18 protein-coding genes are annotated in these 24869 nt (G+C 44.9%); 6 read left to right on the top strand and 12 right to left on the bottom strand.

Translation table 11 applies throughout. The features are described 5' to 3' along the window. Positions 1-56 precede the first annotated feature (56 nt). From ACFW2W_RS02170 to ACFW2W_RS02160, 3 genes are read right to left on the bottom strand one after another with little or no spacing between them, the layout of a single operon-like run. The gene (locus ACFW2W_RS02170; protein ID WP_378172717.1) at positions 57-1604 is read right to left on the bottom strand and encodes an ATP-binding protein; all 1548 of its coding nucleotides are present in this window, start codon (positions 1602-1604) and stop codon (positions 57-59) included. Next, positions 1601-2047: a response regulator gene (locus ACFW2W_RS02165; RefSeq protein WP_378172715.1), complete on the bottom strand. Its 447-nt coding sequence runs from the start codon at positions 2045-2047 to the stop codon at positions 1601-1603. The genes ACFW2W_RS02170 and ACFW2W_RS02165 overlap by 4 nt, the downstream gene beginning before the upstream one ends. A 40-nt stretch (positions 2048-2087) precedes the next feature. Then, on the bottom strand, positions 2088-4139 hold the full coding sequence (locus ACFW2W_RS02160; protein WP_378172712.1) for a PAS domain S-box protein: 2052 nt from the start codon (positions 4137-4139) through the stop codon (positions 2088-2090). A gap of 336 nt (positions 4140-4475) precedes the next feature. On the opposite strand from ACFW2W_RS02160, the gene typA reads away from it, so the two are divergent. Together typA and ACFW2W_RS02150 are read left to right on the top strand one after the other, a co-directional pair. Further along, positions 4476-6266 (top strand): translational GTPase TypA, encoded by a 1791-nt coding sequence (gene typA, locus ACFW2W_RS02155; RefSeq protein WP_378172710.1) that lies wholly within the window; start codon positions 4476-4478, stop codon positions 6264-6266. 323 nt (positions 6267-6589) lie between these two features. Beyond that, complete coding sequence (locus ACFW2W_RS02150; RefSeq protein ID WP_378172707.1) at positions 6590-6826, top strand: hypothetical protein; 237 nt, start codon at positions 6590-6592, stop codon at positions 6824-6826. Positions 6827-6930: 104 nt separating this feature from the next. On the opposite strand, the gene ACFW2W_RS02145 is transcribed toward ACFW2W_RS02150, so the two are convergent. Beyond that, positions 6931-8061, bottom strand: coding sequence for a type IV pilus twitching motility protein PilT (locus ACFW2W_RS02145; RefSeq protein WP_378172777.1), 1131 nt, complete (start codon positions 8059-8061; stop codon positions 6931-6933). 294 nt (positions 8062-8355) lie between these two features. Here ACFW2W_RS02145 and ACFW2W_RS02140 point away from each other — a divergent pair, with 294 nt between their 5' ends. Together ACFW2W_RS02140 and ACFW2W_RS02135 are read left to right on the top strand one after the other, a co-directional pair. Further along, positions 8356-9513, top strand: coding sequence for a DUF58 domain-containing protein (locus ACFW2W_RS02140; RefSeq protein WP_378172705.1), 1158 nt, complete (start codon positions 8356-8358; stop codon positions 9511-9513). Positions 9514-9607: 94 nt separating this feature from the next. Beyond that, complete coding sequence (locus ACFW2W_RS02135) at positions 9608-9970, top strand: ferredoxin thioredoxin reductase catalytic beta subunit (protein ID WP_378172774.1); 363 nt, start codon at positions 9608-9610, stop codon at positions 9968-9970. Positions 9971-10422: 452 nt separating this feature from the next. On the opposite strand, the gene ACFW2W_RS02130 is transcribed toward ACFW2W_RS02135, so the two are convergent. The 8 genes from ACFW2W_RS02130 to ACFW2W_RS02095 form a co-directional block, all read right to left on the bottom strand. Further along, on the bottom strand, positions 10423-11607 hold the full coding sequence (locus tag ACFW2W_RS02130) for an endo-1,4-beta-xylanase (protein WP_378172702.1): 1185 nt from the start codon (positions 11605-11607) through the stop codon (positions 10423-10425). A gap of 13 nt (positions 11608-11620) precedes the next feature. After that, complete coding sequence (locus tag ACFW2W_RS02125; protein WP_378172699.1) at positions 11621-12421, bottom strand: WecB/TagA/CpsF family glycosyltransferase; 801 nt, start codon at positions 12419-12421, stop codon at positions 11621-11623. A gap of 1176 nt (positions 12422-13597) precedes the next feature. Further along, positions 13598-14845: a glycosyltransferase family 4 protein gene (locus tag ACFW2W_RS02120; protein ID WP_378172697.1), complete on the bottom strand. Its 1248-nt coding sequence runs from the start codon at positions 14843-14845 to the stop codon at positions 13598-13600. An 85-nt stretch (positions 14846-14930) separates the two neighbouring features. Next, complete coding sequence (locus ACFW2W_RS02115) at positions 14931-16205, bottom strand: O-antigen ligase family protein (protein ID WP_378172694.1); 1275 nt, start codon at positions 16203-16205, stop codon at positions 14931-14933. 50 nt (positions 16206-16255) lie between these two features. Next, a complete protein-coding gene (locus tag ACFW2W_RS02110; RefSeq protein ID WP_378172691.1) occupies positions 16256-17545 on the bottom strand; it encodes a glycosyltransferase in 1290 nt (429 codons plus the stop codon). A 49-nt stretch (positions 17546-17594) separates the two neighbouring features. Beyond that, on the bottom strand, positions 17595-19109 hold the full coding sequence (locus ACFW2W_RS02105; RefSeq protein ID WP_378172689.1) for a lipopolysaccharide biosynthesis protein: 1515 nt from the start codon (positions 19107-19109) through the stop codon (positions 17595-17597). 78 nt (positions 19110-19187) lie between these two features. After that, positions 19188-21410, bottom strand: coding sequence for a GumC family protein (locus tag ACFW2W_RS02100; protein WP_378172686.1), 2223 nt, complete (start codon positions 21408-21410; stop codon positions 19188-19190). 266 nt (positions 21411-21676) lie between these two features. Continuing rightward, positions 21677-23107: a sugar transferase gene (locus tag ACFW2W_RS02095; RefSeq protein WP_378172683.1), complete on the bottom strand. Its 1431-nt coding sequence runs from the start codon at positions 23105-23107 to the stop codon at positions 21677-21679. Positions 23108-23844: 737 nt separating this feature from the next. Here ACFW2W_RS02095 and ACFW2W_RS02090 point away from each other — a divergent pair. Together ACFW2W_RS02090 and ACFW2W_RS02085 are read left to right on the top strand one after the other, a co-directional pair. Beyond that, complete coding sequence (locus ACFW2W_RS02090; RefSeq protein ID WP_378172771.1) at positions 23845-24246, top strand: DUF309 domain-containing protein; 402 nt, start codon at positions 23845-23847, stop codon at positions 24244-24246. Between the two features lie 132 nt (positions 24247-24378). Then, on the top strand, positions 24379-24869 hold a 491-nt coding region (locus tag ACFW2W_RS02085), incomplete at its 3' end, for an LptA/OstA family protein (protein WP_378172680.1).

The following is a 24869-nucleotide window of genomic DNA, read 5'->3' as shown; positions in this document are numbered from 1 at the left end:
ATAATTGCCCCCTTTCCTCCCAGGGAATGGAATTGGGAGTTAGGTAACATGACAGCTTAGCTGACGAAATACGCACTCGCATCGTCTAACCCCTCGGTTGACATCTGACTGTTCAATGGCAGCAACACTGTAAAAGTGGTGCCTACCCCAACTTCACTATTAACGGCAATCTGACCGCCGTGCAAATCCACGAATTTTTTGACAATTGATAATCCCAGCCCCGTACCGGGAATCTTGCCAACATTTTTGGCTCGATGAAACACTTCAAATAGTTGTTCTTGGTCGATTGGAGGAATGCCAATTCCTTCATCTTTAATTTGGATAGTTGCCTGTCCATTTTGACAAGAAAGTTCAAGCTGGACAGTGCCGCCTTGAGGTGAATATTTAATTGCATTCGAGAGCAAATTCGTCAGAATATGCCACAGTAATTTTTGATCCATATACGCCTGGGTACATTCCGATTTACTGACAAAAGTGAGCGCGTGTTCCTTGCCAGCCGTAAATTGAATTTCTTCCACCAGATCGTGGCAAAATTGTTTTAAATTAAAATGCTCTAAGTTAATCTCTAATTCTCCAATTTCTGCTCTACTAATTGTCAAAACATCCTCTAACAACTGCGTCATATGTTTAGCAGCCAAGCGAATGCGATTGAAGTATGAAGTTTTTTGCTCTTCAGTCGTTTTATAGCTGTAATGTTCGAGAAGTTCGGCAGACATAAGGACTGTGTTGAGTGGATTGCGAAACTCATGAGCCATCATCGAAACAAAGTAAAATTTATCTTCGTTCAGTTCTTTTTCTTTTTCCAAAGCAATGCGAACTTCTTCTGTTCGCTTCCGTTCCGTAATGTCCCGGCAGTTAACAACAACTCTAGCGATTCCTGACTGGGGGATAAAATTGTTGCAAATGGCTTCCAAGATTTGCCAAGAGCCATTTTGATGCTGAACTTTAAATTCTATAGATAGGGTAATATTTGGTTTCTCAACTGCTTGATTTAGGGTATAAAGAACCTCTGCTACATCTTCGGGATGAACAAAATCGCAGAAGTTTTTGCTAACTAACTCTTCCGGTTTGTAACCTAAAACCTTCTCAACGGATGGGCTATTGTAATATACAGTGCCGTCAGTATCTAGAACGGCGATGATGTCTAATGCATTTTCGATAAGTAAGCGGAAGCGTTCTTCATTCTCACGTAAAGCTTGTTCTGCTTCGCGCCGTTTGCGCCGCTCAACTGCTTCGCGCAACTCGCGTTCAACTGCGGGAATTAATCGCGCCAGCTTGCCTTTCATCAGGTAGTCAGACGCTCCAGCTTTCATCGCAGCGACTGCAACATCCTCACCAATGTTGCCGGAAACAATAATAAATGGTAAATCTAGCTCTTTGTTCTTCAACAAAGTTAAAGCAGCGGGAGCGCTAAAATTGGGCATTGAGTAATCTGCAATGACAATATCCCAATGCTGTTTATCCAGTGCTGCATTCATGGCAGCCGCTGTATCTACCCGTTCGTAGACCGGCTCGTAACCACCGCGCTCTAGTTCATTCAGCAGTAATTCAGCATCATCTTCTAAGTCTTCGACTATGAGAACTCGCAGCGGTCGATTCATCATATTCCTAGCAGCGGCGGGGCTTCATTTAAAAGTAGCCAGTAGACTCCCAACTGCCTTACTGCTGTCATAAATTGTACATAATCTACGGGTTTGCGGATGTAACTGTTACAACCGAAGCTGTAGCCGTTGAGGAGGTCTTGCTCTTCTGTTGATGTCGTGAGAATAACGACTGGCAAGAGTTTTGTCCGGTCGTTGGCACGCAGTCGTTGCAACACTTCTAAACCATCAATTCTGGGCATTTTTATATCCAGGAGAACAACTGCTGGTAGTCTGTTGATGTCCCTGTCAGCGTACCTACCCGTACCAAACAGATAATCTAGTGCCTCTACTCCATCATGGGCGACTACAATATTGTAGGAAATACCGCTTTGATCCAAAGCAAGTAAGGTAAGCTCTTCATCGTCAGGATTATCTTCCACCAATAGGATGTGTCGGTTATTCAATTTATTTTCCGTTTAGAAGTAAGTTTGAATTCTGCCCACCCTAAAGCGTGAAATAGAAAGTTGCGCCTTGTTCTACTGCGCCTTCAGCCCATACTCGACCCCCGTGGCGGTGAACAATTCGCTGGACAGTTGCCAGTCCAATGCCAGTTCCGGGGAACTCAGTCATCGAGTGCAGGCGCTGAAAGGCTCCAAACAATTTGTTGGTGTAAGCCATGTCAAAACCAGCACCGTTGTCACGTACAAAATAGGCAGGTTGAGAATCTGCCTGTAGTATGATGCCAAATTCGATGTGAGCATATACGTGATTTGACGTAAATTTCCAGGCATTATGAAGTAAATTCTCTAGAATTATTCGTAAAAGCCGCGCATCCCCCTGTGCAACGATGCCGGGAGCGATCGCCAATTCAACGTGTCGTTCCGGTTGCGTCTGTCTTAGCTCAGTGGCAATCTGAGAAGCGATCGCGCTTAAATCAACTTTGGTGCTACGCATCTCGGTACGTGTCACCCGTGAAAGCTCCAGCAGGTCATCAATGAGTTCTCCCATCCGCTGGCTGCTTGCACGAATCCGATGCAGGTAGTGTTTGCCTTTCTCATCCAGCGTGTCGGCGCAGCGCTCCAAAAGTGCCTGACTAAAGCCATCAACACTCCGCAGCGGCGCACGTAAATCGTGGGAGACAGAATAAGAAAAAGCTTCTAGTTCCCGATTGGCGACTTCGAGTTGTGCAGTCCGTTCAACCACCCGGCGTTCCAAGTCTTGATTGAGTTGTGTAATTTCCTGCTCGAAACGTTTGCGATCGCTAATGTCTTCAATAATGCCAATAAAGTACCTTGGTTCACCTGCACAATTACGGACAAGCGATACTGTTAAATTAATCCAAATGTGGGAGCCGTCTTTGCGAATGTAGCGCTTTTCCAGCGAGTATGCCGAAAACTCACCCGCTAACGATCGGCGGACGTGTTCGCAGCTACTATTGAGGTCATCGGGGTGAGTAATATCTTGGAAAGTTCGCTCTAAAAGTTCCTCACGAGTGTAACCAGTAATGTCGCAAAGCTTTTGATTCACCAGTCGCCATTGTCCATTCATTTCTACCTGTGCAATGCCGACAGCGGCTTGATTGAAAGTAGCACGGAATCGCTGTTCGCTGTTCCGCAACGCTTCCTCCGCCTGCTTCAGTCCAGTGATGTCCCGCGCGATACCTAGTACAGAATTGATTAAACCGTCTTTGGTAAATTCTGCTACGAGGCGAGATTGATAATATTTCAGCCCATTCGGTGTCGGAAACTGAAATTCAACAACCTTCTCTTGGCCCGTTTCAACAACTTGGCGGATAACACTTTCCCAATGGCAGACGATATCCTCAGACATCCCTAATTCTCGATTAGTTTTGCCGATAAATACCTCAGGCGGTACTCCTGTTGCCAGTTCCACTGCTGAGTTGACATAGGTATGACGCAGATCCCGATCGAACCGTGAAATGATATCTGGAGTATTTTCGATTAGCGCTTTGAGTTCTTGTTCTCGTTCGTGTAGCGCTGCTTGCGCCTGTTTACGTTCAGCAATTTCAGCTTCTAACGATGCGTTGATGGTTGTTAATTCTGCCGTTCGTTCCCGAACCCGAATTTCTAGTTCATCATAAGCTCGCTGCAATGCTTCCTCCACTTGCTGACGTTCTAGCACTTCCTTTCTCAGCGCTAGGTTTGCCGCCTCCAGTTGTGCTGGACTGGGGAGAACCAGCACTTTAGGAATCAACTCTGCCAGCAGCACCGCCGTACCGAGGGAGACAATCGCGGTAAAAGCTTTGATCCATCCCGCTAGCCAGTAAGTAGGATGCCACAGCGTCCATATTTCCATCAGATGAGTGGTGCCGCAGGCGATGATAAAGCTGCCAAACATCAGAAAAATCCAGTTAAAGGGCACATCTCGTCTTTTGCAGACAAAATAGACCAGCATGAATGGAATTGAATAATATGCCAGCGCAATCAAAGCATCCGACGTAACATGAAGCCAAACTAAATCTGGCTTCCAGAGATAGCAGTGTCCGTGGGGAATAAACCCTCCTGAAGTCAAAAGGGTTCTTAAAAAATCCGGCATGAAGTCTCCCTCATGTTGTTGCTGGTGATAATATTTGCCTCGCCAATTCTTGTCTTCAATTAGGCTAAGGGCGATCGCACTTCTGGGCAGTGATTCGGTTCACACTACTACCGCAATCATTGCACCGAATAGCGTCTGTTACGTCTGTGCCTGACGCGCACTCGCACGAGAAAGGCAAAGATGAAGGATGCCTGAAACTAGCGTCATGTTTCGGGCGATTAGGCTAGAATTGTTAAGGCTTCTTTACAGGATTCATGTTAAATCCCAAATTCTGTTAAGTGAGTCAAGAGACATCTATTTCAATTTCAATCTCAACACCCTCTCTGGAACGCTTCTATGACGCTCCCTATTCGCAACGTCGCAATTATTGCCCACGTCGATCACGGCAAAACAACCCTCGTTGATGCCCTCCTCAAGCAATCTGGCATCTTCCGCGAAGGCGAAGACGTTCCTGATTGCGTCATGGATTCCAATGCCCTAGAGCGGGAGCGAGGCATCACAATTCTGGCAAAGAATACAGCTGTCACCTATAAAGAGACGCTGATCAATATTATCGATACTCCCGGACACGCCGATTTTGGCGGCGAAGTCGAGCGGGTGTTAGGCATGGTAGATGGCTGCATCTTGATTGTAGATGCCAATGAAGGCCCCATGCCCCAAACGCGATTTGTGCTGAAAAAAGCTTTAGAAAAAGGACTGCGCCCCATCGTTGTCGTCAACAAAATCGATCGTCCCCAAGCTGATCCCCACGGCTCAATTGATAAAGTATTGGATCTGTTTTTGGAACTGGGCGCAGATGACGATCAGTGCGATTTCCCTTATCTGTTTGCCTCCGGTATCAATGGTTATGCCAAAAATAACCTGGAATCCGACAGCATGGATATGCAGCCCATGTTTGAGGCAATTCTGCACCATGTCGCGCCACCTGTAGGCGATCCGAATAAGCCTCTACAACTGCAAGTGACTACCCTGGATTATTCTGAATATCTGGGGCGGATTGTGATTGGCAAAATCCATAACGGCACAATCCGGATGGGACAACAAGTGGCTTTGGTGACAGAAACCAGCGCCATCGTCAAAGGCAAAGTCTCGAAGTTGATGGGGTTTGAAGGCTTAAAGCGGATTGATTTGGAAGAAGCCTCCGCTGGAAATATTGTAGCGGTGGCTGGTTTTGCCGATGCGAATATTGGCGAGACAATTACTTGCCCGAACGAACCGCAAGCTTTGCCGCTGATTAAGGTGGATGAGCCTACCTTGCAAATGACCTTCTCGGTGAACGATTCGCCGTTTGCCGGACAGGAAGGGACTATGGTAACATCGCGGCAAGTACGCGATCGCCTGTTCCGCGAACTCGAAACTAACGTCGCCCTGCGCGTCGAAGATACCGACTCTCCCGATAAATTACTGGTTTCCGGTCGAGGCGAACTCCACCTCGGCATCTTGATTGAAACCATGCGCCGGGAAGGCTATGAGTTTCAAGTTTCCCAGCCACAAGTGATTTACCGCGAAGTGAGCGGTCAACCCTGCGAACCTTACGAATGTTTGGTGCTGGATGTCCCCCAAGAAGCCAGTGGTGGCTGTATCGAGCGTTTGGGACAGCGCAAGGGCGAAATGCAAGATATGCAGATGAGTGCCACTGGTCGCACTCAACTAGAATTTGTAATTCCCGCCCGTGGTTTAATCGGCTTCCGGGGCGAATTTATGCGCCTCACCCGTGGCGAAGGGATTATGAACCACAGCTTCCTAGACTATCGCCCCATCAGCAGCGATATGGAAAATCGCCGCAACGGTGTCTTAATTTCATTTGAGGAAGGTGTTTCTACCTTCTACGCGATGAAGAATGCTGAGGATCGGGGTGCATTCTTTATCACTCCGGGCACCAAGGTTTACAAAGGCATGATTGTAGGCGAACACAATCGCTCTCAAGATTTGGAACTCAATGTCTGCAAGGCGAAGCAGCTGACGAACCACCGTGCTTCTGGCGGTGATGAGTTAGTGCAGTTGCAAGCGCCAATCGATATGAGCTTGGAGCGTGCCTTGGAATACATTGGTTCAGATGAATTGGTGGAAGTCACTCCTAAGTCAATTCGTCTGCGGAAGATGACAAAGAAGTTGGCGAAGCGGTAAATTATTCGACAACATTAGCCCCATTCAGCTTGGGGCTACACGAAAAAAGCCCGCTGTCGCGGGCTTTTTTTTAAGAGCGATCGCTCCTTGGAGAAATGCGAGATTTGATCATGGATGTACAAGAGATAATTGACAATTGGTACGCTCTGGGATCTGGCAAAGATATTCAGCTTGATGAAGCCAGGGGTTCAAACCCCTGGCTAATAGCTCAAGTCCACTAAAGTGGACTGAAGTTCTTCCCCAGTCCACTTTAGTGGACTTGAGCTATTAGCCCGGAACTTGAGTTCCGGGCAGGATTGGCGGCTTGTTGAGAATGGTGCAAGATGTCAGTTGTAATCTTTTTCATGGTAGTTAAAATCCCTAACAATCCAAGGGATAAACGTCTAGTCGAGGCTAGCTACACAATTGTCTCAAAGCTTATAAAACCTTACATGAGTAATTTTGATTTATTAAACGAAGAGGAGGACTTAGTTGCTATGGCAAGCAATCCAGAAATCCAAGCTGAAATTGCGGCAATTAACCAGGAATTTGCCGTAACTGAAATGGATGGCTTGAAATAGCTGTGAGTATTGAGAGATCCCAAATATATTTTGTAGTCAGACGATCGCATTCTTGATATGACATCCATAGAAGCGATCGCTCCAACTTTTCCGGAAAACCCAGCTTACATCCAGGTACGAGCCGAGTTAGAAGCGTCAATTCCGCCTGTGCGGATACGGCGATCTAGATCGTTGGGATCTGGGGAAGCACTCAATGCCGCCTCTAGGGTAATCCGACCCTCTAGCATTTGATCGTAAAGCGCCTGATTCATTACCTGCATCCCGTCGAACGTGTCATCTAGCATCAACCGATAAGCTTCCTCATCGTTACCCTTGAGCAAGTAATCCTGCATTGCCGGAGTATTGATCAAGATGTCGTGGACTGCCGTGCGACGACTATCCGTGGTTGGCAGCAGCAGTTGTGCAATGACAGCCACCAAAGAATCGGTGATCTGAATTCGCATCGCTGGCTGTTCATCTGCGTTGTACAAGTTCAACAAGCGGTTAACCGCGTTGATGGCGTTGCGAGTGTGCAGAGTACCTAAAACTAAGTGACCTGTTTGGGCAGCTTGCAGGGCAGTATTAACGGTAATGCGATCGCGCATTTCCCCAATCAGAATCACATCTGGATCTTCCCGCAGAACTGACCGCAGTGCCCCGTGAAACTCATGGGTATGCAAACCCACTTCCCGTTGACTAACCAAGCACTTTTGGGAAGTGTGGACGAATTCAATCGGGTCTTCAATCGTAACAATGTGCTTATTCGTCGTCTCATTCAGATGACGAATCATCGCCGCTAAGGAAGTTGATTTCCCCGATCCCGTAGGACCTGTCACCAGAATCAATCCTTGCGGTTTGCTCACAATATCCTTGAGAACTTGCGGTAAGCCTAAACTATCAATGGAAGGAATATCCAGGCTAATCAACCGTAGAACCATCGCTCCGCCCATCAGGGATTCAAAACAATTCACCCGACAGCGCACGAAACCTGGGTAGAAAATTGCCGTATCCAGTTCCTTGTTTTCTGCAAACTGTTTTCGCTGAGCAGGAGTCAGGATTTCGGCAAGGTATTGTTCAAAAATTTCTGGTGTTACCTTGAGCTGATTCTCAGTCTCTACCATCTGACCTCGAATCCGATATCTAGGAGTTTGCCCGACTCGAATATGGATGTCCGAGGCTTTTTGAGCATACGCATCTTTCACCATCTGTTTAATGGAAGTCGCGCTGTTGACTTCTGGGGGGCGCCCTGGCTGCATCTGCGGAGGAAGTGGTGGCGGTGGTGGTGGTATGCGTGAAGGAGCTTGTGCGCGAGTCGCTTCAGCATCATTTGCTTTGGTCATTTTTTTTCCCCTGGGTACTCACTCTTGTCCGGCAGCGTCGGTAAAACCACAGTTTAATTGATCTTGCCTTTAAAAATTTTCTTTAAGTCAACCGTGAATGTCCTTAATTTTAAAAAATTACCAGACAGGTGTAAAATATCTTATTTATTTGTAATCAGAATTTTGTTAAGGTGCTGGGATAGCTAGACTCTAGACTGGGCAGCGCTGTTTATGAATATCGGTTATCGGATAGCAGACTGGCTGGAAACTCGGTGGGTGACGCCAGCCTACGCCGGGTGGATACTGGGAATCATCGCCGTCTGTTTTTTTGGAGCCGCCACGAACACAATGGCGGGGTGGCTGTATGTTATAAGTGGTCTCAGTTTGGCGCTACTGGGAATCGCCGCCGTCCTATCCGTGCGATCGCTTCGTCATCTTCAAGTCAGCCGACGCCCTATCCAGCCCGTCAGCGTCGGCGATGAGCTAACCATTGAATTAGAAATTGAAAATCCGGTTAACCATCCCAAAACCTTACTCTTAGTCCGGGACGTTCTTCCCTTCGTACTGGGACAACCCGTACAGACTGCAATTGAAACGATTCCTCCTCACAGCATTCACCGCTGGGTTTACTACCTACCCACGCAAAAACGCGGGGTTTATCGGTGGAACACGGTGCAACTGAGAACCGCTGCCCCTGTGGGATTATTCTGGTGTCGCCGCCAGCGTGAAGTTGCCGCTACAGCATTTGTTTATCCCACCGTTTTACCCCTCACCAACTGCCCGATGGTGGATGAAATTGGGCAAGAGAAAAGTCCCTTGTTTCTGAGTTTAGATCGCCGTTCCCAAGCTGCCACAGAAGGAATCACGCGATCGCTTCGTCCCTATCGAGTCGGCGATCCCACTCGTTTAATTCACTGGCGAACCAGCGCCCGTTACGGTGAATTCAAGGTGCGCGAACTAGAAGTTTTCACGGGTGGACAAGAAGTAATTATCTGCCTCGATAGCGCCACCAATTGGAATCTAGAGCATTTTGAACAAGCAGTCATTGCGGCGGCATCCTTGTACTTCTATGCCAGTGGGCGTCAGTTGAATGTAAAACTTTGGACAGCATTCACAGGTTTAGTGCAAGGTCATCGCGTGGTTTTAGAAACTCTAGCAGCAACCTACGCCACAGAAGATGCCCGTGCTGGAGATCCACCCACGCTTCCCTTAATCTGGCTGACTCCCAATCATGTTACTCTAAGCTCTTTACCCCCCGGTAGCCGCTGGATGATATGGATGCCGGAGTCTTCAACTGAGCCTGCAATGCCCGTAAATCGCAATTCTTCTGGAATTGTCATCAATACCGAGCAGCCGCTACAACTTCAGCTACAATCCCCTCTGAAGTAGGCTTGCCCGATGGCATCGATCCCAGCCAATCCCCTTGAGGAAAAGGCTTAAGATACAATGCATAAACACCTGTCGATCCGTGTCATCTCATATTATGAACCCATCAGAAACTGAAACAAAATCCAGCGAAAAAAGTCTAGAGGCGATGCGCCATTTCTCCGAAACATACGCCAAGCGTACCGGCACCTACTTCTGTGTCGATCCTTCCGTAACAGCCGTAGTGATTGAAGGACTCGCCAAGCATAAAGATGATCTTGGTGCCCCTTTGTGTCCCTGTCGCCATTACGAAGATAAAGAAGCAGAAGTACGTGCAACTTTCTGGAATTGTCCTTGCGTACCCATGCGAGAGCGAAAAGAGTGCCACTGTATGTTATTTCTGACAGAAGATAACGAGTTTCGGGGTGAGATTCAGGACATCTCCCTTGAAGAAATTAAAGCTGTACGCGATAGTATGTAACGATAATAGCTAATAACTAAGGGCTAATGACAATTAGTCTTTAGTTATTAGCAAAGTCCAAAGGACTATTAGACTCGTAAAGTTTATTGACAAGTTACGATGACTGGAGGCTTTTTGAAAATAGAGCCTCCGGATTCCAGAATACTCTCTTTAATTACACTCTATAGATAAATCCGGAAAAATTTTTCCGCAAAATCTAATCATTGTAGGTTCAAAGGAACTGGCAAACGTTGTATCTAAGCCAGAAAAATACGAGTAGGAGCAATTAATTTGAAAAAACTATAAATCCAAATATTGCAATTCAGCAATTTGCATTTTTTAATAATCATATTTCTATCCGGTTAGGAAATAAATATTTTCCTCGCTTATAAAATTACTGAGTGAGGCTTAATAGACAGTTGAAAAACCAGATTTAAAAATGAGCAAACCTTCATTATTTGGAGTCACGACAACTAGATGTCAGTCATGTTGCCTTTACGCACGGGTGCGGTATCAAAAGCACTGGCGATCGCATTCCATGCCAACTTGCGTTTCATTTGTGCATCAAGTGGCAGGGGACGCACTGGTGCATCATCTCTGCGTGGTTGCTTATCTGAAAGCCATGTATAGCGATCGCTTAATCCCCAAGTCAATACTGCAATGACCGCTGGTTGCTCCAACACTACTGATAGATATTCCTCATAGATTCCGGCGACGAGGCGATCGCGTACATTAATATTTTTTGGTAACTTTTTGTCTATTACATCCAGTTCGGTAATCATGATTTTCAGCCCAAGACTGGCAACATCCTCCAGAAAAGTCTTCAGCTTTTTAGCGCTAAAGCGAGTCTCTCCCCCCCATAAATGCGCTTGAATACCAAGAGCGTGTACTGGAGTTCCCCTAGACTTTAAACGCTCTAGCAACTTTAAGACAGCCGTTCTTCTTGATTCATCTTTCGGCGTGTCATACTCCAAACTATAGTCGTTATAAACTAATAATGCCTGTGGATCTGCCTCTGCTGCAACGCGAAAGGCAATCTCAATATAATCAGGTCCTATAAACTTCAGCCACGGCGTGTTTCGCAGACTATCAACACGTCCATGCTTTGGGAAAATTGCCTCATTGACCACATCCCATGAATGAATCTTTCCAGCATAGTGCCCAGCAACTGTCTTAATATGGTTTACCATGATCTGCTCGGCGTTTTGACGGTTAACTGTCGTTTTAAACCACTTAGGTAATCTGGCGTGCCAAACTAAAGTGTGCCCGCGAAACAGCATATTGTGAGTGTTGGCAAACTCAGCAAGCCAGTCGCTTCGAGTAAAGTCAAAATTATGTGGAGTCGGACGAATCGCTCTCCATTTCAAGTCATCTTCTGTCACCAGCATGGCGCACTCTTGGGCAAAGCGAGTTGCAAATGCTGTGTTTGAGGAGAGCATATATTTTTGAGTAGCTGCCCCATAAATTAATCCCTTTGCCGCCGCCCGGTTGCGTAGAGGGGTGTTCCCCAGCACTGGAAAATTTCGTTTGTTAGCAAGCGCTTGAAGTGGATTTCCATACTGGGATCTACTGGCGATCGCTAAAGCTCCTGTCCCCACCAAAGTCCCCAAACCCAATAAAAAGCTACGCCGCCCTCTTAGGATTCGTTTTTTTGCCACTGCAACTCCTTCCTTACTTGTTTAAGGGACGCTGCTTGAATTTTAGTAGTTCGGCTAAAAACAACCTCAGTATGAACCAAGGCTCGACTAAGTAGCGCCGCCACAACCGCTGCGGTTCAGCCAGCAGACGAAACAACCACTCTAGTCCCAATTTTCCTGCCCACCTGGGCGGAGTCGGTACAGCACCCGCCACATAGTCGATAGCGGCACCGGAGGTCAAGATAGCATTAGCAGAGAGTTGTTCAAGATTATCCAGTACCCAGTGTTCCTGGCGGGGCATACTCATACCCACCATCAGCACGTGCGGCTGGTAAGCCTTAATCCTTTCTAAAACGGCTTGGTTTTCTAGGCTATTTGGATGAGCATCAAAGTAGCCGTGTGCCGTTGCTATCTGCAAGCCTGGGTACTGTTCTCGCAGAATATCGGCTCCTCGCTCCGCAATTCCCGACTTGGAACCTATATAAAATACGCGCCAATCTTGTTGCACCGCTTCCGCCATCAAGGGATGTGTCCAATCTGCGTATGTAACTCGATGCTCTCGGCTGAGAGGAAGACCTAAAAACTTGCCCAACAAGACTAGAGCCATCCCGTCCACGTGTACGTAATTTGCTTTTGCATAAAAGTCACGCATCTTGCGGTCGTGGTAGTAAAGGTAGATGCTGTGCAAGTTGTGATTAGCAATAATCCACCGTTGGCTATTAGTGACAGCCTCAGCAATCAGACTATGAAGGTTTTCTATAGTCAAGGGATAAACAGTAACGCCAAGAAGACTCAGCGAACGTTTAAAGTTTACCTGATGTGTTGTAGATTTCATATTTTGCAATTTAGTAACGACAGAAAAGACTTTCTTTCCAACTAATGTTGTTGAGCTGAACTCCCAATTTAGTAATTTTTTGGTTTAACAGCGGCTGGCTCGTTGCTATTGATGAAAATTCGCATTTCTTTCAATTGCGAACTTATGTATGACAACAGGGCGTAAATAAAGATAATAATGCCTAGCATTTCCAGTAGTTCTTCGACAGTTGCGATCGTTTGCTTTCTTTTTACTAAAAGCGATCGCCGCTAGTAGCAGAGAACAGAATAGCAACGTTAATCCGGAATAATAAGTAGGAAAATTTTTCTCAGTTGCTAAATTGAACTGTGAGACAAAGCCGAATAGATCGGAATCCCCTAAGAAGTGTTTGGATATTTGTCCAGCAATACTTGCAAGAGCAAAACCCAGCACTACAAGAAGCATAAAACGGATAATTTTTTTTACAGATATTGTAATTTACATTGACAAAACCTCAAAAAAATAACTGCAATCGTTACCTTCTGATGTGGGCGATCGCTATAAGTCAAAGATTGTGTGTTTATAAGCGAATCCTGCAAAACCAGCAGCATTAAGTGTAACTATGCAAACAAACATATAGCGCTATAAAATTTGCTAAAAGCGCAGTTTTGCACTAAATAGCGCTTGAATTGAATGTCAGATTTTAAGCCCCTATTTGCTGATTTTTATTGTATCATATTGTAACTGATTATTCTCTATTTTTAATCTATTAATTTTAAATTCAATGTAAAGATTGTACTAAATTATTAGTTATAACGAAAAACAGAAAGTATTTATACCGAGTTACGTTCAAATCTGTCCTTCTGACGCAGCGTTAGAGGAATAAAAAAACATCTCTAGCCGGAACGAGATGCTGCGCTAGTGCTTCATCTCGTTCCCCATAAAAAAAATCTATACATGAAGCAACTTGGTATCAAGCTGTAGTTTCAGCAAAAATAGAATTTTTGAGAAGAAGGAAAAAGCAAGGGGACATATCTGTCAAAAAATGTGCCAATACTCGGCTGTTCAAGGCAATAGATTTGCGAGTGAGTTTATCTGTTTCAACAATACTGCACCTATTTGGCAAAGCGGATAGTCTGTAATTTTTGACTAAGGATGAATTCACATACTGCTAATTAAATCCGCTAAGTTTTATCAAAATCTGAACGCTTCCTGTCTTTAATCAGGTGATAATGTCACAACGTTCGCATCTGACTGCTGCTTTTTTAGCTCCAAGATTTGGTCAACTGTTTTAATCAATGTCTGCACGCGAGCAATCCAACTGTGATTGAGCAAAATTTCTTCACGAGCCTGACGCCCCATCTCTGGCAGTGCTGTCCTCGACTTATAAGCTTTGATCAATGCAGATTTGAGTTCCTGCCTGTCTCCGGATTGGAACAAAAATCCGGTTTCCCCTTCCCTTAGCACCCGTTGAGCATCCTCAAAAGCTGAAGCTAAGACTGGTTTACCCATCGCCATATACTCGTATATCTTGAGTGGCGAATGGTACATCTTGCCGATTTGTAGCTTGACATGACCAGAATATCCCATGTCAAATCCGGCAATATAAGCGGGTACTTCGTTCCAGGGAACTTGACCGACAAACTTCACGTTGTTGGATAAGCCCAGTTTCTGAGCTAATGCCTCCCATTCTGTACGCATTTGACCGTCTCCCACGACGACTAGGGACATATCCAAGCCATCTGTCCGCAGATCATGCAAGGCTACCAGCAAATCTTCTATCCCCTGCCAAGCATACAGAACACCTACAAAGCCAATTGTAAAGTTATCAAATATGCGCTTCGGCTGCTGCCCTTCGGGGTTAAATATAGAAGTGTTTACACCGTTAGGTAGCACAATGATTTTCTCAGGCGAAATATCTGCTTCGCGAACGATAATTTCTTTGAGCGCTTCGGTAACGCAAATCAGGATGTCGCAATCTTGGTAAGCTTTGATTTCTAACCATCGTTCAAGTCTGCTTAGGACAACATTTTTCCGCTCGGCTTTGGATTCGTAGAACAGAGGGGAATTGGTTTCTAATATCCAAGGGATACCGTGCCGCGTGAAAATCCAGCCTAAAGATTGAAGTGCAGCACGGCGTTCGTAAACCCAGTCAACTTGCTGACCTAATTCTTGCCAAGCTCGTCTTGCATTCAGGGCACCCATATTGAGGCGTACTATATCTGATACCAGGGTACGGAGAAACCCACCCGTGACGGCGCGTTCTGAGCCTGCCGTTACCCAGCTCAAGGGTACGCGATCGCCCACAATAAAGGGTTTAACTTCCCACTGGAGAACTTCAAAAGCTCGCATTACCCCAAGCATATGCGATCGCGGTCCGCCTACTTCCGCATCAGGATGAGTAGAAGAGCGCGGGGCAGCTGATAAGTATCCCAGTCTACGCTTCACACTAGCATTTTGTTCCATTGAACTTTTCCAAATACTTCAAGAACAACTTCAAACAAGCAAAGACTAAGAAATGTCTGTTTCCAGTCAGCTTCCTCAGCATTTTTCAACCTTTCTCCTTTGCTGCAAGTTTCGCTGACGCCGACATCTGAGGTGACTCCTGATGTTGGACAACCAGCGAAAGAGACATTGCTACATAAAGAACCCAAAAGATATTATTTTGCTGCAAAATTACGCTGTCGCTGATGTTATATGGCAACATCAACGTCAAGTATGTCAGAGGCAATAACCCAGATGCCGTCTTGTTAGTATGTGCCCTCGTTAATGCTCGCATAAGATTAATAAAAAATCCCAGCGCAAATATCCATATTCCTCCCCACCCTAAATCAAGACCTAGTTGGAGATAACCGTTATGGGCATAAGTGGGTTGCCATCCGATGATATTCCAGACCTTTCCAGATTCACCCTTCTCGCCTAGCCAGAAAGCACTGTATCCATAGCCTAACCAGGGATGTTTGTTAATCATATCTAGCAAAACCGACCATAGCTCTGTCCGTCCGCTAAAGGTCAGATCCCGCCCCGCAGCACCGAGTATGGCTTCCACATTTCCAAAAAACCATGTAGTAATTGTAGTCCCTGCCATCACTCCCATAGCAAATAAAGGCGCGCTCAACGGATGGCGCAATTGCAAAACCCAATATAATGGCAAAAAACTGACAAGAGTCAGTGAGGACAAAAGAGGTGTCGCTGAGGTTGACATCCGAATTAGGGCAACGGTAAGACCCAAGCTAGCCCATTTCACCAGACGATGTCTTCCCCCTTCCAGAGCTAGAAGCAAGAAGACCATAAAACTTAAGCTTAAAGCACGCCCCATTGCATTTTTATGCGTATATATTCCCCTCCAAGCTCCTACATGGGTACCTATCTGATGCACTCCATACTTCGGTAACGCTACAGCAAATACTAAACTCAGTAAGCATGCAATCCCTAATGCCCAAGCTAACAAGCGCAACTGGTCTTTTAAGCTATAGCGCGTAGCCAAGTACGTTCCAAAGATGGTGGTTCCCACTAACGCAATACTGCGGCGCAGAGTCACAGGTGGAGCGACTGACCATACTACTGAAGATAAAGCGAATGTTACTAAGACAAATGCTAGCTTTTCCTTGGTCACAGCCCAAACAACTTTTTGCCACCTAATAAAAAAAAATGTAATTCCATAAATTCCAAACAAAAGCACTTGCATAATTCCATCGCCGCTGCTCGCATCTAATTTAAATCCCAATTCTTCACGCACAAGCGAAATCAAAGCATCGGTGAACAGCAGAAGCGATATAACTACAAATACCTCTTCAAAAAAGTTTTTATGAATTATAATTTTCAACGTTTCATCTCACAGTTTATCTGTTCTTCAGGTCGATTGTGAGGAGGGTTTTACCCAACCATCCCATCTAAAGCGGGTAGCTTGTTTTGACTATAAATTTCTTGATTCAGCAGTTGTTTGTAAATTTCAACTAGATAATCATTAAGTTGGTCGAGGTTGTAGTGCTGTTCCACATACGCACGACCCGCTTGTCCCATTTCAGGCCAAACCTCCGAGTGTGCGATGAGATAGCCCAACTTTTCAGCTAAAGCATCCGCATCCCGTTCGGGTACAAGGAACCCAGAAATTCCATCTTCAACCAGTTCTGGAATTCCGCCGTGTTGGGTACTAACAACAGGCAAACCCATTGCCATTGCTTCTTTTAAGGTATTTACGGGAGCATCTTGATTGCCGTCTTTAGCTGTTACGCATGGAGCAATAAAAATATGAGAATTATTGAGAAGTTCAATGAGCTCTTGCTGTTGTTTTCGACCTATTAAGTGTACACTATGCTCAACTTTTAAGATTTGAATGAGTTGTTGTAATTCTTTCAATAAAGGGCCATCACCTACAATATTGTACTCAATATTTGGGTAGGTGTTTGCTAACTTGGTAACAGCGCGAATACCGTACTCTACACCTTTTTTTTCAACCAAGCGACCTGTGGTTACAATTTTAATACGTCCGTCCGGATGCGGATAGCGGGGACTAAAGCGAAATCGACTACAATCAATTCCCGATCCAAATACGATAATCTTGTTTTCTTCACAGCCCAATTTAACGAGTCGTCGCTTAAAAAAGTCGCAGTTCGAGAGAAAAAGGTCGCCTGTCTTGAACAGTGGCTCGTAAGCGTCTTCACCAACCTGCTGAATATATTTACTAATATCAGAACCGCGAAAATGCGTAATCAGTTTTCCTTGCAGAACCCCCAACTCTCTCAAAGCCATTGCCATCAGACCTAAATGACCAAATTGGCAATGAATGACATCATAAGTTGTCTGCCGTTTCATTAATAAAATTGTTGCGTATAGCAACTTGAGTGAAGTTGCCGATCGGCTGTACTTAAAAATGTTGAGTGATCGCAACAGCAGGACGGGTTTTTTATAGAAATTTGCTAATAGTAAACCAAAACCTTTGAGCGCTCTTAAGAGAAAATTGTCTGGTACTTCAGCACAATAAGTCTGCTCTAAAAGTCGGTAAGTTTTGACATCTGGATGGACTTTAGCAAGATTACCTGCCTTGTTCGTATAAATGGAATAAATCTCAACTTCATGCCCGCGCTCGATTAAACCTGTAATTTGATTTAAAATGAACGTTTCTGAAATGACAGGAAACCGATCCACGAATATTGCTACCTTCACAATAACTCTCCTACAGCTTAATAATTCACGTTTTTGAAATTCTGTTCGCTTAGCGTCGTTTGAACTGGCTCACAACAGATAAATAAAGCTCCTTTGCATTGAAGACATGAAACATAATTAGGTAATAAGTCAATGCCATTGCTAAGGAGGTAATAATACCCGTAGACCAGGCAGGCAAACTAGAGCCGATGGTCAATTTAAGGGTCAGAGCGATCGCTCCTGCCGGGATAGATGCGAGCAAAGGTTGCTGCACAGCACGCAATAAATCGAGCATAGTGATGGACGTGTTGCGCGTTGCATAGTACATACACGGCCATGTCTGCAAAAGTTTGGCAATCGAGTAGCTTAAGGCAACCCCCTTGGCTCCGTAGGGTAAGCCAATAAAAAACGACATTGCTAGAAAGGTGGAGCTAAATACTCCCCACTTAAACATCCGGTCAGTTCTACCTGTACAGATGTATAGCCAGCCAGAAGTGTTGGTAATTAGTTGTACCAGTGCAGATATGCCCAAAAATCTAAAAATGATACTTGCCTCACCCCATTGCGAACCAAGAATCAGCTCGACGATTTCTTCGGAGATGACCAGCATGAGGATAACTACAGGCGCAGTAATAGAAGTGAGCAGCGAAAGCGCCTTGAGGTAGTGGTTGCGAAATTGCTCTGGCTCAAAATGCAATCGGCTCAAGCTGGGAACGGCAACGGCTTTAATCGGGGAATTGATTTGTTGCAAAGGAAGCATCATTAAGCTGTATGCTTTCACATAAAGACCTAAAGCATTAGCTCCCCACACCCTTCCGATCAGCACGTTGTCAAGGTTGCGAGCCATGTAGTTCAGGAAGTCAAAACCCGCAAGGTTGCTGCCGAAAGCCAGCATGGAACGGATACCGGAACCTCGAACGGGTGGACCGGGACGCCAACCGCACATTACCCAAACTCCCACACAAGTAGCTATCACCGTTGCTACTTGCATCAGTACCAGTGCCCAGTAGCCAGCCCCATACCAAGCCGCGATAATGGTGGTGGCGACGCCAACCAAAATAGAGATAATATCGATAGCTGCTAAGGCTACAAAACGCATCTGCCTCCTGAGCAACGCTTGGTGCTGGACGGTCAGACCCGCAAAGATAAACGTCCCAGCCACCACGAGCGTAATCCATATCAGGCGTGGCTCCCCGTAGAACCAAGCAATCAGCGGTGCCATTGCTGCGGTCAGCAGCGCGAGCGAGATGCTGAGTGCAACATTCACCCAAAATAAGGTGCTGACCTGCTTATGGTTAACCTCAGCCTTTTGAATAGTTGCCGCCGACAGGCCCATGTCATTGAATATATAGACAAAACCTGTAAGGCTAGTGACCATACCGAGCAACCCGTAGTCTTGCGGGGAGAGCAGGCGGGCGAGAACAACCGTAGATCCCAGGTTAAGGAGGAATTTACAACCCTGCGTCACCATCGTGACTGCACCACCTCGAACGGAACGACCCTTCAGGTCATTCTTCAGATGGTCGGTGCGAAAGTGCTGAGCAGGGTCAGCCGCAGGAGAGATGTTTCTCAGGAGCTTTGACAAATTGGCACCTTTTCTTGTTTGAGCGCTACAGCAACCGATTGATGCATTTACAAAAACCCATCTCAACTTAGCGTCTGCTTAAGAGCGATCGCTATATTTTCCACTCTTGGACATAGCCTTTTTAGCAGTTGTATCATTCAGTTTGGCAAAGGAGTCTTCCTTGGCATAGTAAAAGTAGCTGTCAGATTCGTTTTCCAAGATCACGCCATTGACCACTAGACCTAAAATATTGTTACCCGAACGCTCCAGTGACTCTTTAGCAGCAATTGCACTAGTAGAATCAACCACCCCAGGCCGTGCCACGAATAAGATACCATCGGTCATTTGACCCAAACTCAAAGCATCAGCTGCCTGGATTACAGGAGGCGTATCGAAGATCGCAAAATCGTAGTGTTCGGAAAAATACGAAATCAGTACAGCCATGCGTTTGGAGTCTAAAAGAGCCATTGGATTTGGAGGCATCACCCCAGAAGTCAAGACATCCAAGTTTGGCATCACTTCTCTTGCCACAGTTGCTTCAAATTCAGCCTGACCTACCAGCACATCACTTAAACCTGCTACATTAGTCAGTCCCCAAATGTGGTGCTGTAACGGACGGCGCATATCCGCATCCACTAGCAATACCCGTCGTCCTAGTTCAGCCGTAGCTGCTGCTAAATTGGCAGCAACTGTAGACTTCCCTTCTTTGGGAGAAGAACTCGTTACTACAATTACTTTCAGCGCCTTATCTGAACTCATAAATTTCAGGTTAGCCTGAAGCATTGGGTACGCTTCGCTAAGCGACGAACCGGGAACAGCTCTAACCAGGATCTCTGGAATAGTCCATTCCTGCTCCTTACCACGCTGGTTAACTTTTTTCCCAAAAGCAGGAATTGTTCCTAGCAATGTATACCCAAACAGCTCTTTTGCTTCTTTAAGGGTTTTTATGGATGTGTCTCTGATTTCTAAAACTACAATGGTTGCTGTAGTAAATAGCATACCCAGCAGAATTCCTAAGGCTAGGATTAAAGCTGGTTTGTGAATTGAGGCTTTTTCAGGAACTAAGGCGAATTCCATAATACTAGCGTTCCCTATGTTTTGGTTTTCTGCAACTCGTACTTCTTGCAGCTTTTTTAATAGAACTTCATAGGTTGATTGGGCGGCTTCCACTTGCCGCTGTAGCTCCCGCTGATCTTGTTCCAATTTGGGTAGTATATTTATCCTTTGTTTATACATCGACTGGGTGTTAGATAGCAAAGCTAGCCGACTACCCAAAGCTAAGCGTTCTACCTCTGTTTTGACCAAGTCATCGCTAAGTTTTTGTTTGCTCTCTCCAATCTGCAAATTCCGTTCTGACAGTTGCTGCTGACTGCCAAGAGACTGTTCTACCCGCTCTTCTAATAAGGCTTCTAAAGTGGCTCTTTTTTCCTTCAAATCGACGATTGCAGGATGGGTGTCTAGAAAGCGGCTGCGCTGAGCTGCCAACTGAGATTCTACTTGTTGGTATTCTGCAAGAGCTTTTTGCACTCCTGAAGACTGGTTCAGAGAATTTATGGCTATGGCTTCCTGTGAAGTCGTACCCAATTTCTTTTGAAGAGTTATAGAACGAGTATTCATATCTGCCAAACCCGCCTGAGTTTCGGTAATTTGGTTGTCTAAATTCTTAATAACTTCTACTGTCGATTTAGCTTCCTCATCCAAAGCTACAACCTGGTTTCGTTCTTTGAATAGACGCAGGGCTGCTTCTGCTTGACGAACGCTTGCTTCAGCTTTAGGCAGCTGCGAAGCTATAAATTCACGAGCTGCAACAGCCTCAGCACGATTAGTTAGTAAGTTTTTTTCTATATAAAGATCCATTAGTTTGTTGACCACTGCCGCCGCTTCTTCAGGGTCAGAACTTTTATAAGAAATCTCTATTACATCTGTTGATGCAATATTTTTTACCTTTAAAAGTTTTTTTATCAATGATTTAGGTTTACTAGGAGTGCCATCTTCTTCTTTTACATTGAGTGCAGTTATGGTCTTCTGAACTAAAGGAACAGACTTAATAATTTCTATTTCTGTATTGAGAGGATTACTCTTTTGAGCTAAGGGGTCTAACTCACCTATTTCTTTGCCTACTCCAGTTAGGGAAGAGGTACGATTAATCTTAAATAACAGCTTTCCTTGGGTTTCGTAGTCTGGCTTTTGTAAGAGTGCCATGACGATAGCGATCGCCGTACAAGATCCAAAGACAGCTAAAGCTGGGAACCAGCGCCGTTTTAGGCTCAGCCAGTACTTTTGCAAATCTATATTGATGTAATCTGTAGATTGAGATTGCATGAAAACCTCATGAAAAAGTACGGGGATGTGGGAGGACTTGACAATTTATCCTAGCATTGCCGTAACGGAATCGCTACATTACTTTAAGCGATCGCCCAATCATTACTCTGTAAGACTCCTGAGTAACACTCAATTCCCCTGTATTCCCACCCCTATCTTGTTTTTCTTCAAAAAAACTGTAATTGACATCTGTTGTGCTACATCGATTTAATATTCTCTTGTTCTTACGTGCTTATCAATTACACATCTCTACCTTCTACTCTTCTTTAATAAGCTCCTTTTCTATATATAAGAACTGTAACGGTTTGCATCAAAATTTGTAAGTCTAACAGTAGCGACCAGTTCTCTATATAGAAAAAATCCAGTTGGATTACCTGTTCAAAATTGGTTATATCCGAACGACCCGATACCTGCCAAAGTCCTGTTATTCCAGGTAAAACCGCCTGACGTACAAAGTGATGTTCCGAAAAATTATTGACATCTCGAACAGGTAATGGACGCGGACCAACTAAACTCATTTCTCCAAAAATTACGTTCAATAGTTGGGGTAACTCATCTAAGCTATAATGCCGCAGAAATTTACCAACTTTTGTAATGCGTGGGTCACTTTTTATTTTAAAAAGTACCCCATCTTTCATTTCATTGTATGCTTCTAATTCCTTTTGAAGTTTGTCAGCATTAGTAACCATCGTCCGAAATTTCCATACCTTGAACTGCTTACCATTTAGACCAACACGGGTTTGCTTGTAAAAAACGGGTCCCGGAGAATCTAGTTTTATCAACAGTACAATCAAAAGATAAATTGGAGCTGCAAGTAATAGCAATATAATCGAAGAACAAAAATCAAAACAACGCTTAATCCAAAAATCACTTCCCGTAATCAGTGGAGGAGAAAACTTGATAGAAGGTATTCCACCTATCATAAAAGGCTCAGATCTCTGCGAAAAAGGTTCTAAACCTATTGGCAAAATATTTAATGTAATTCCTGCATTACGTAAGTTCCAATAAAGAAACATTCGCTCCTTTATAGTGCCCCAATAACATATAAAAACTTCTACAATTCCTAAAGATTGTATATGTTCGATTGTTTCTCCCCATCCTAATTCTTCAGCTAATGAAAGATCGGAAAAGCCCATTATCCTATAGCATTTTTCTCGTTTCAACAAATTTATAGCTTTTTCAGTATCTTTAGGATGACAGATTAAGAAAATGGGAGATCGCATTGCACCTTTTTGACGAAGATGCTTGATAATAAAATCCACGCTCAGGCGACCAGCATAAGTAAACAATATACTCAACAACAAAGACAGTATAAAAGTGGAACGAGAAACAAAATCTCCTGGTTTATAGAAAAAAGCGATGATTAGCAGAACTATATGAGATAAAGTCAGTGACTTGATTAACTTCCGGTAGGCGCAACGCTTTTGTCCACCTTCATACAGTCCTTGTGCTGCCATTACTCCAATCTGAGTAGTAAGGATGGGCAGTAATGACATCGGATTGTTTCCCACGCTCCAAGGAGAAGCTATGGGAGTACCGTAAGTTTCAGCTACTTGCCATGCCGCAAATAGCAGCGTGGAATCTACTGAGAGTAGCGTTAGCCGTCGTAGCCAGCCTCTACCAATTCCCTTACGTAGGGTTGTAAAGACAGGTTCCCGTAGGTCTAGCTTGGTCTTTAATAAAGGCGTATTTGTCATGCTTGGCTCCTTTACTTAATTACACTCTAAAGATCCGTATCTCAATATTTGCTTGCGTAGTTTTACTTGACACCTTAGATGTACTTTCCCCCTTCTTAACCTACTTTTAACCTAATTTGTAAAGATTTTACCATATTCTATAAGAATTATGTAGCAGAGGTATTCGCGTAACTTACGTCTATTTAGGTAGATGTTTGTAGTAGATTTAACAGTGGCTGGTAGTGGTTTGGCTCGGCTTCAAAACTCTTAGCTTAATTACGCAATAGCTCCAAATTTGGATGTAAATCTGCTGAATCTCTATCGAAAGTTATAGTGCAAGGCACTAGACAACATTCCAAATACCTATTTCTCTTTATAAGAAGATATAAGCTTTTTGAGGCAATTAGGTGAACTTCACAGAAACTTTGCCAAAACTTTATCTAGGGTTCATAAATTTCTAGTATGGTTAAGTAGGATACGGAATTTCTACTTAGGCAAAACGCTCTTTGCTACTTTATAGGAATGAAATTCAACACAAAGAGCAATTGAACAAGTAACTGCCATAGGCGATCGCCATCAAGACAGCTGCTGTCAAAGTCAAGACAGTCGGGTCAGTCATCAGTGTGCTTACTTACCCCTCAGAATTAACCAATCCAGTCATCCCCGGCTATTAAGTCCTACGGTAGACACTATTGTTTTTGGCTCAAGATGTATTTCAGGGAGCGATCGCAAACAATCTCAAGCTCAAGAAATACGTAATGACTGAAGAAACCCCATCTGAATTTTGGCAAGGGATCGAAGAGTTTAATCAGCGCGAGTTTTACGCCTGCCACGACACCTTAGAGGCTCTGTGGATGGAAGCCAGCGAGCCGGAAAAAAGGTTTTATCAGGGAGTGCTGCAAATTGCCGTTGGGTGTTATCACCTAGGCAATCTCAACTGGCGGGGTGCAGTTATTTTATTGGGGGAGGGAATCCGCCGCTTGGAGGCTTACGAACCTGCTTACAGTGGAATTGATGTCACCGAACTGCGCGAACAGAGTGCCGAACTGTTAATGGTACTACAACAAGCTGGGGCAGAAAACGTGGCTGATTTTGTGGAGCAGATGCAACAAGACGATAATGCCTCACAGTTGCCAAAAATAGTGCGAGTAGAGGCTTAGAAACTTCTCAATACTTAGAAACGTCGGGATTGTTGTGCCTGGTTATCGCTGGATTTGTTCTGGATCGATCCTTTAGAAAGAGTAAACTAGGCACAAGAGCCGATCACCGTCTTTGATGTCTCCGCACGACCCATGATGTCCTCATTTCAATTTAATCAAAGTCTAATGCGTCGCCTGGGATTAGTGCTGATGCTTCCAGCTGTTTTAGCGGGAGCGATCGCTATCCCCACCCAAATCCAAACTGCCCAAGCCCAAACCGCCGATGATGGACGCGCCCTCACCGTCCGTTCTGATGTGCAAGAAGCCAACTCAAAAACAGGCGTGGTAACAGCTCGTGGCAATGTGCAAATGTATTACCCCTCGCGGCAGATTCAGGCAACTGCTGCCCAAGCGCAGTATTTCAGCAAAGAGCGCCGCATCGTTCTGAGTGGTAACGTCTACGTCCTGCAACAAGGCAATAGTCTCCGAGGCGAGACAATCACCTATCTGATCGATGAAGGACGCTTTGTTGCCCTGCCTCAGTCCAATCGGCAGGTAGAATCAGTTTATCTGGTCGCCGATCCAAATTCTCCAACTACATCCGTAGCGCCACCGGCTCCCGCCGTCAATCCTAAGCCAGCCTT

Source organism: Coleofasciculus sp. H7-2 (genome assembly GCF_042747725.1).
Taxonomy (GTDB): domain Bacteria; phylum Cyanobacteriota; class Cyanobacteriia; order Cyanobacteriales; family FACHB-T130; genus FACHB-T130.
The sequence above is the reverse complement of the archived record's forward strand: the minus strand, read 5'-3'. Positions and strand labels throughout refer to the sequence as shown.

What these genes read in the sequence shown, in the direction of transcription:
- ACFW2W_RS02170 (WP_378172717.1), bottom strand. Translation starts at nt 1,604, where the DNA reads ATGATGAATCGACCGCTGCGAGTTCTCATAGTCGAAGACTTAGAAGAT.
- ACFW2W_RS02100 (WP_378172686.1), bottom strand. Translation starts at nt 21,410, where the DNA reads ATGCAATCTCAATCTACAGATTACATCAATATAGATTTGCAAAAGTAC.
- ACFW2W_RS02090 (WP_378172771.1), top strand. Translation starts at nt 23,845, where the DNA reads ATGACTGAAGAAACCCCATCTGAATTTTGGCAAGGGATCGAAGAGTTT.
- ACFW2W_RS02135 (WP_378172774.1), top strand. Translation starts at nt 9,608, where the DNA reads ATGAACCCATCAGAAACTGAAACAAAATCCAGCGAAAAAAGTCTAGAG.
- ACFW2W_RS02095 (WP_378172683.1), bottom strand. Translation starts at nt 23,107, where the DNA reads ATGACAAATACGCCTTTATTAAAGACCAAGCTAGACCTACGGGAACCT.
- ACFW2W_RS02160 (WP_378172712.1), bottom strand. Translation starts at nt 4,139, where the DNA reads ATGCCGGATTTTTTAAGAACCCTTTTGACTTCAGGAGGGTTTATTCCC.
- ACFW2W_RS02145 (WP_378172777.1), bottom strand. Translation starts at nt 8,061, where the DNA reads ATGCAGCCAGGGCGCCCCCCAGAAGTCAACAGCGCGACTTCCATTAAA.
- ACFW2W_RS02125 (WP_378172699.1), bottom strand. Translation starts at nt 12,421, where the DNA reads ATGAAATCTACAACACATCAGGTAAACTTTAAACGTTCGCTGAGTCTT.
- ACFW2W_RS02140 (WP_378172705.1), top strand. Translation starts at nt 8,356, where the DNA reads ATGAATATCGGTTATCGGATAGCAGACTGGCTGGAAACTCGGTGGGTG.
- ACFW2W_RS02120 (WP_378172697.1), bottom strand. Translation starts at nt 14,845, where the DNA reads ATGGAACAAAATGCTAGTGTGAAGCGTAGACTGGGATACTTATCAGCT.
- ACFW2W_RS02150 (WP_378172707.1), top strand. Translation starts at nt 6,590, where the DNA reads ATGTCAGTTGTAATCTTTTTCATGGTAGTTAAAATCCCTAACAATCCA.
- typA (WP_378172710.1), top strand. Translation starts at nt 4,476, where the DNA reads ATGACGCTCCCTATTCGCAACGTCGCAATTATTGCCCACGTCGATCAC.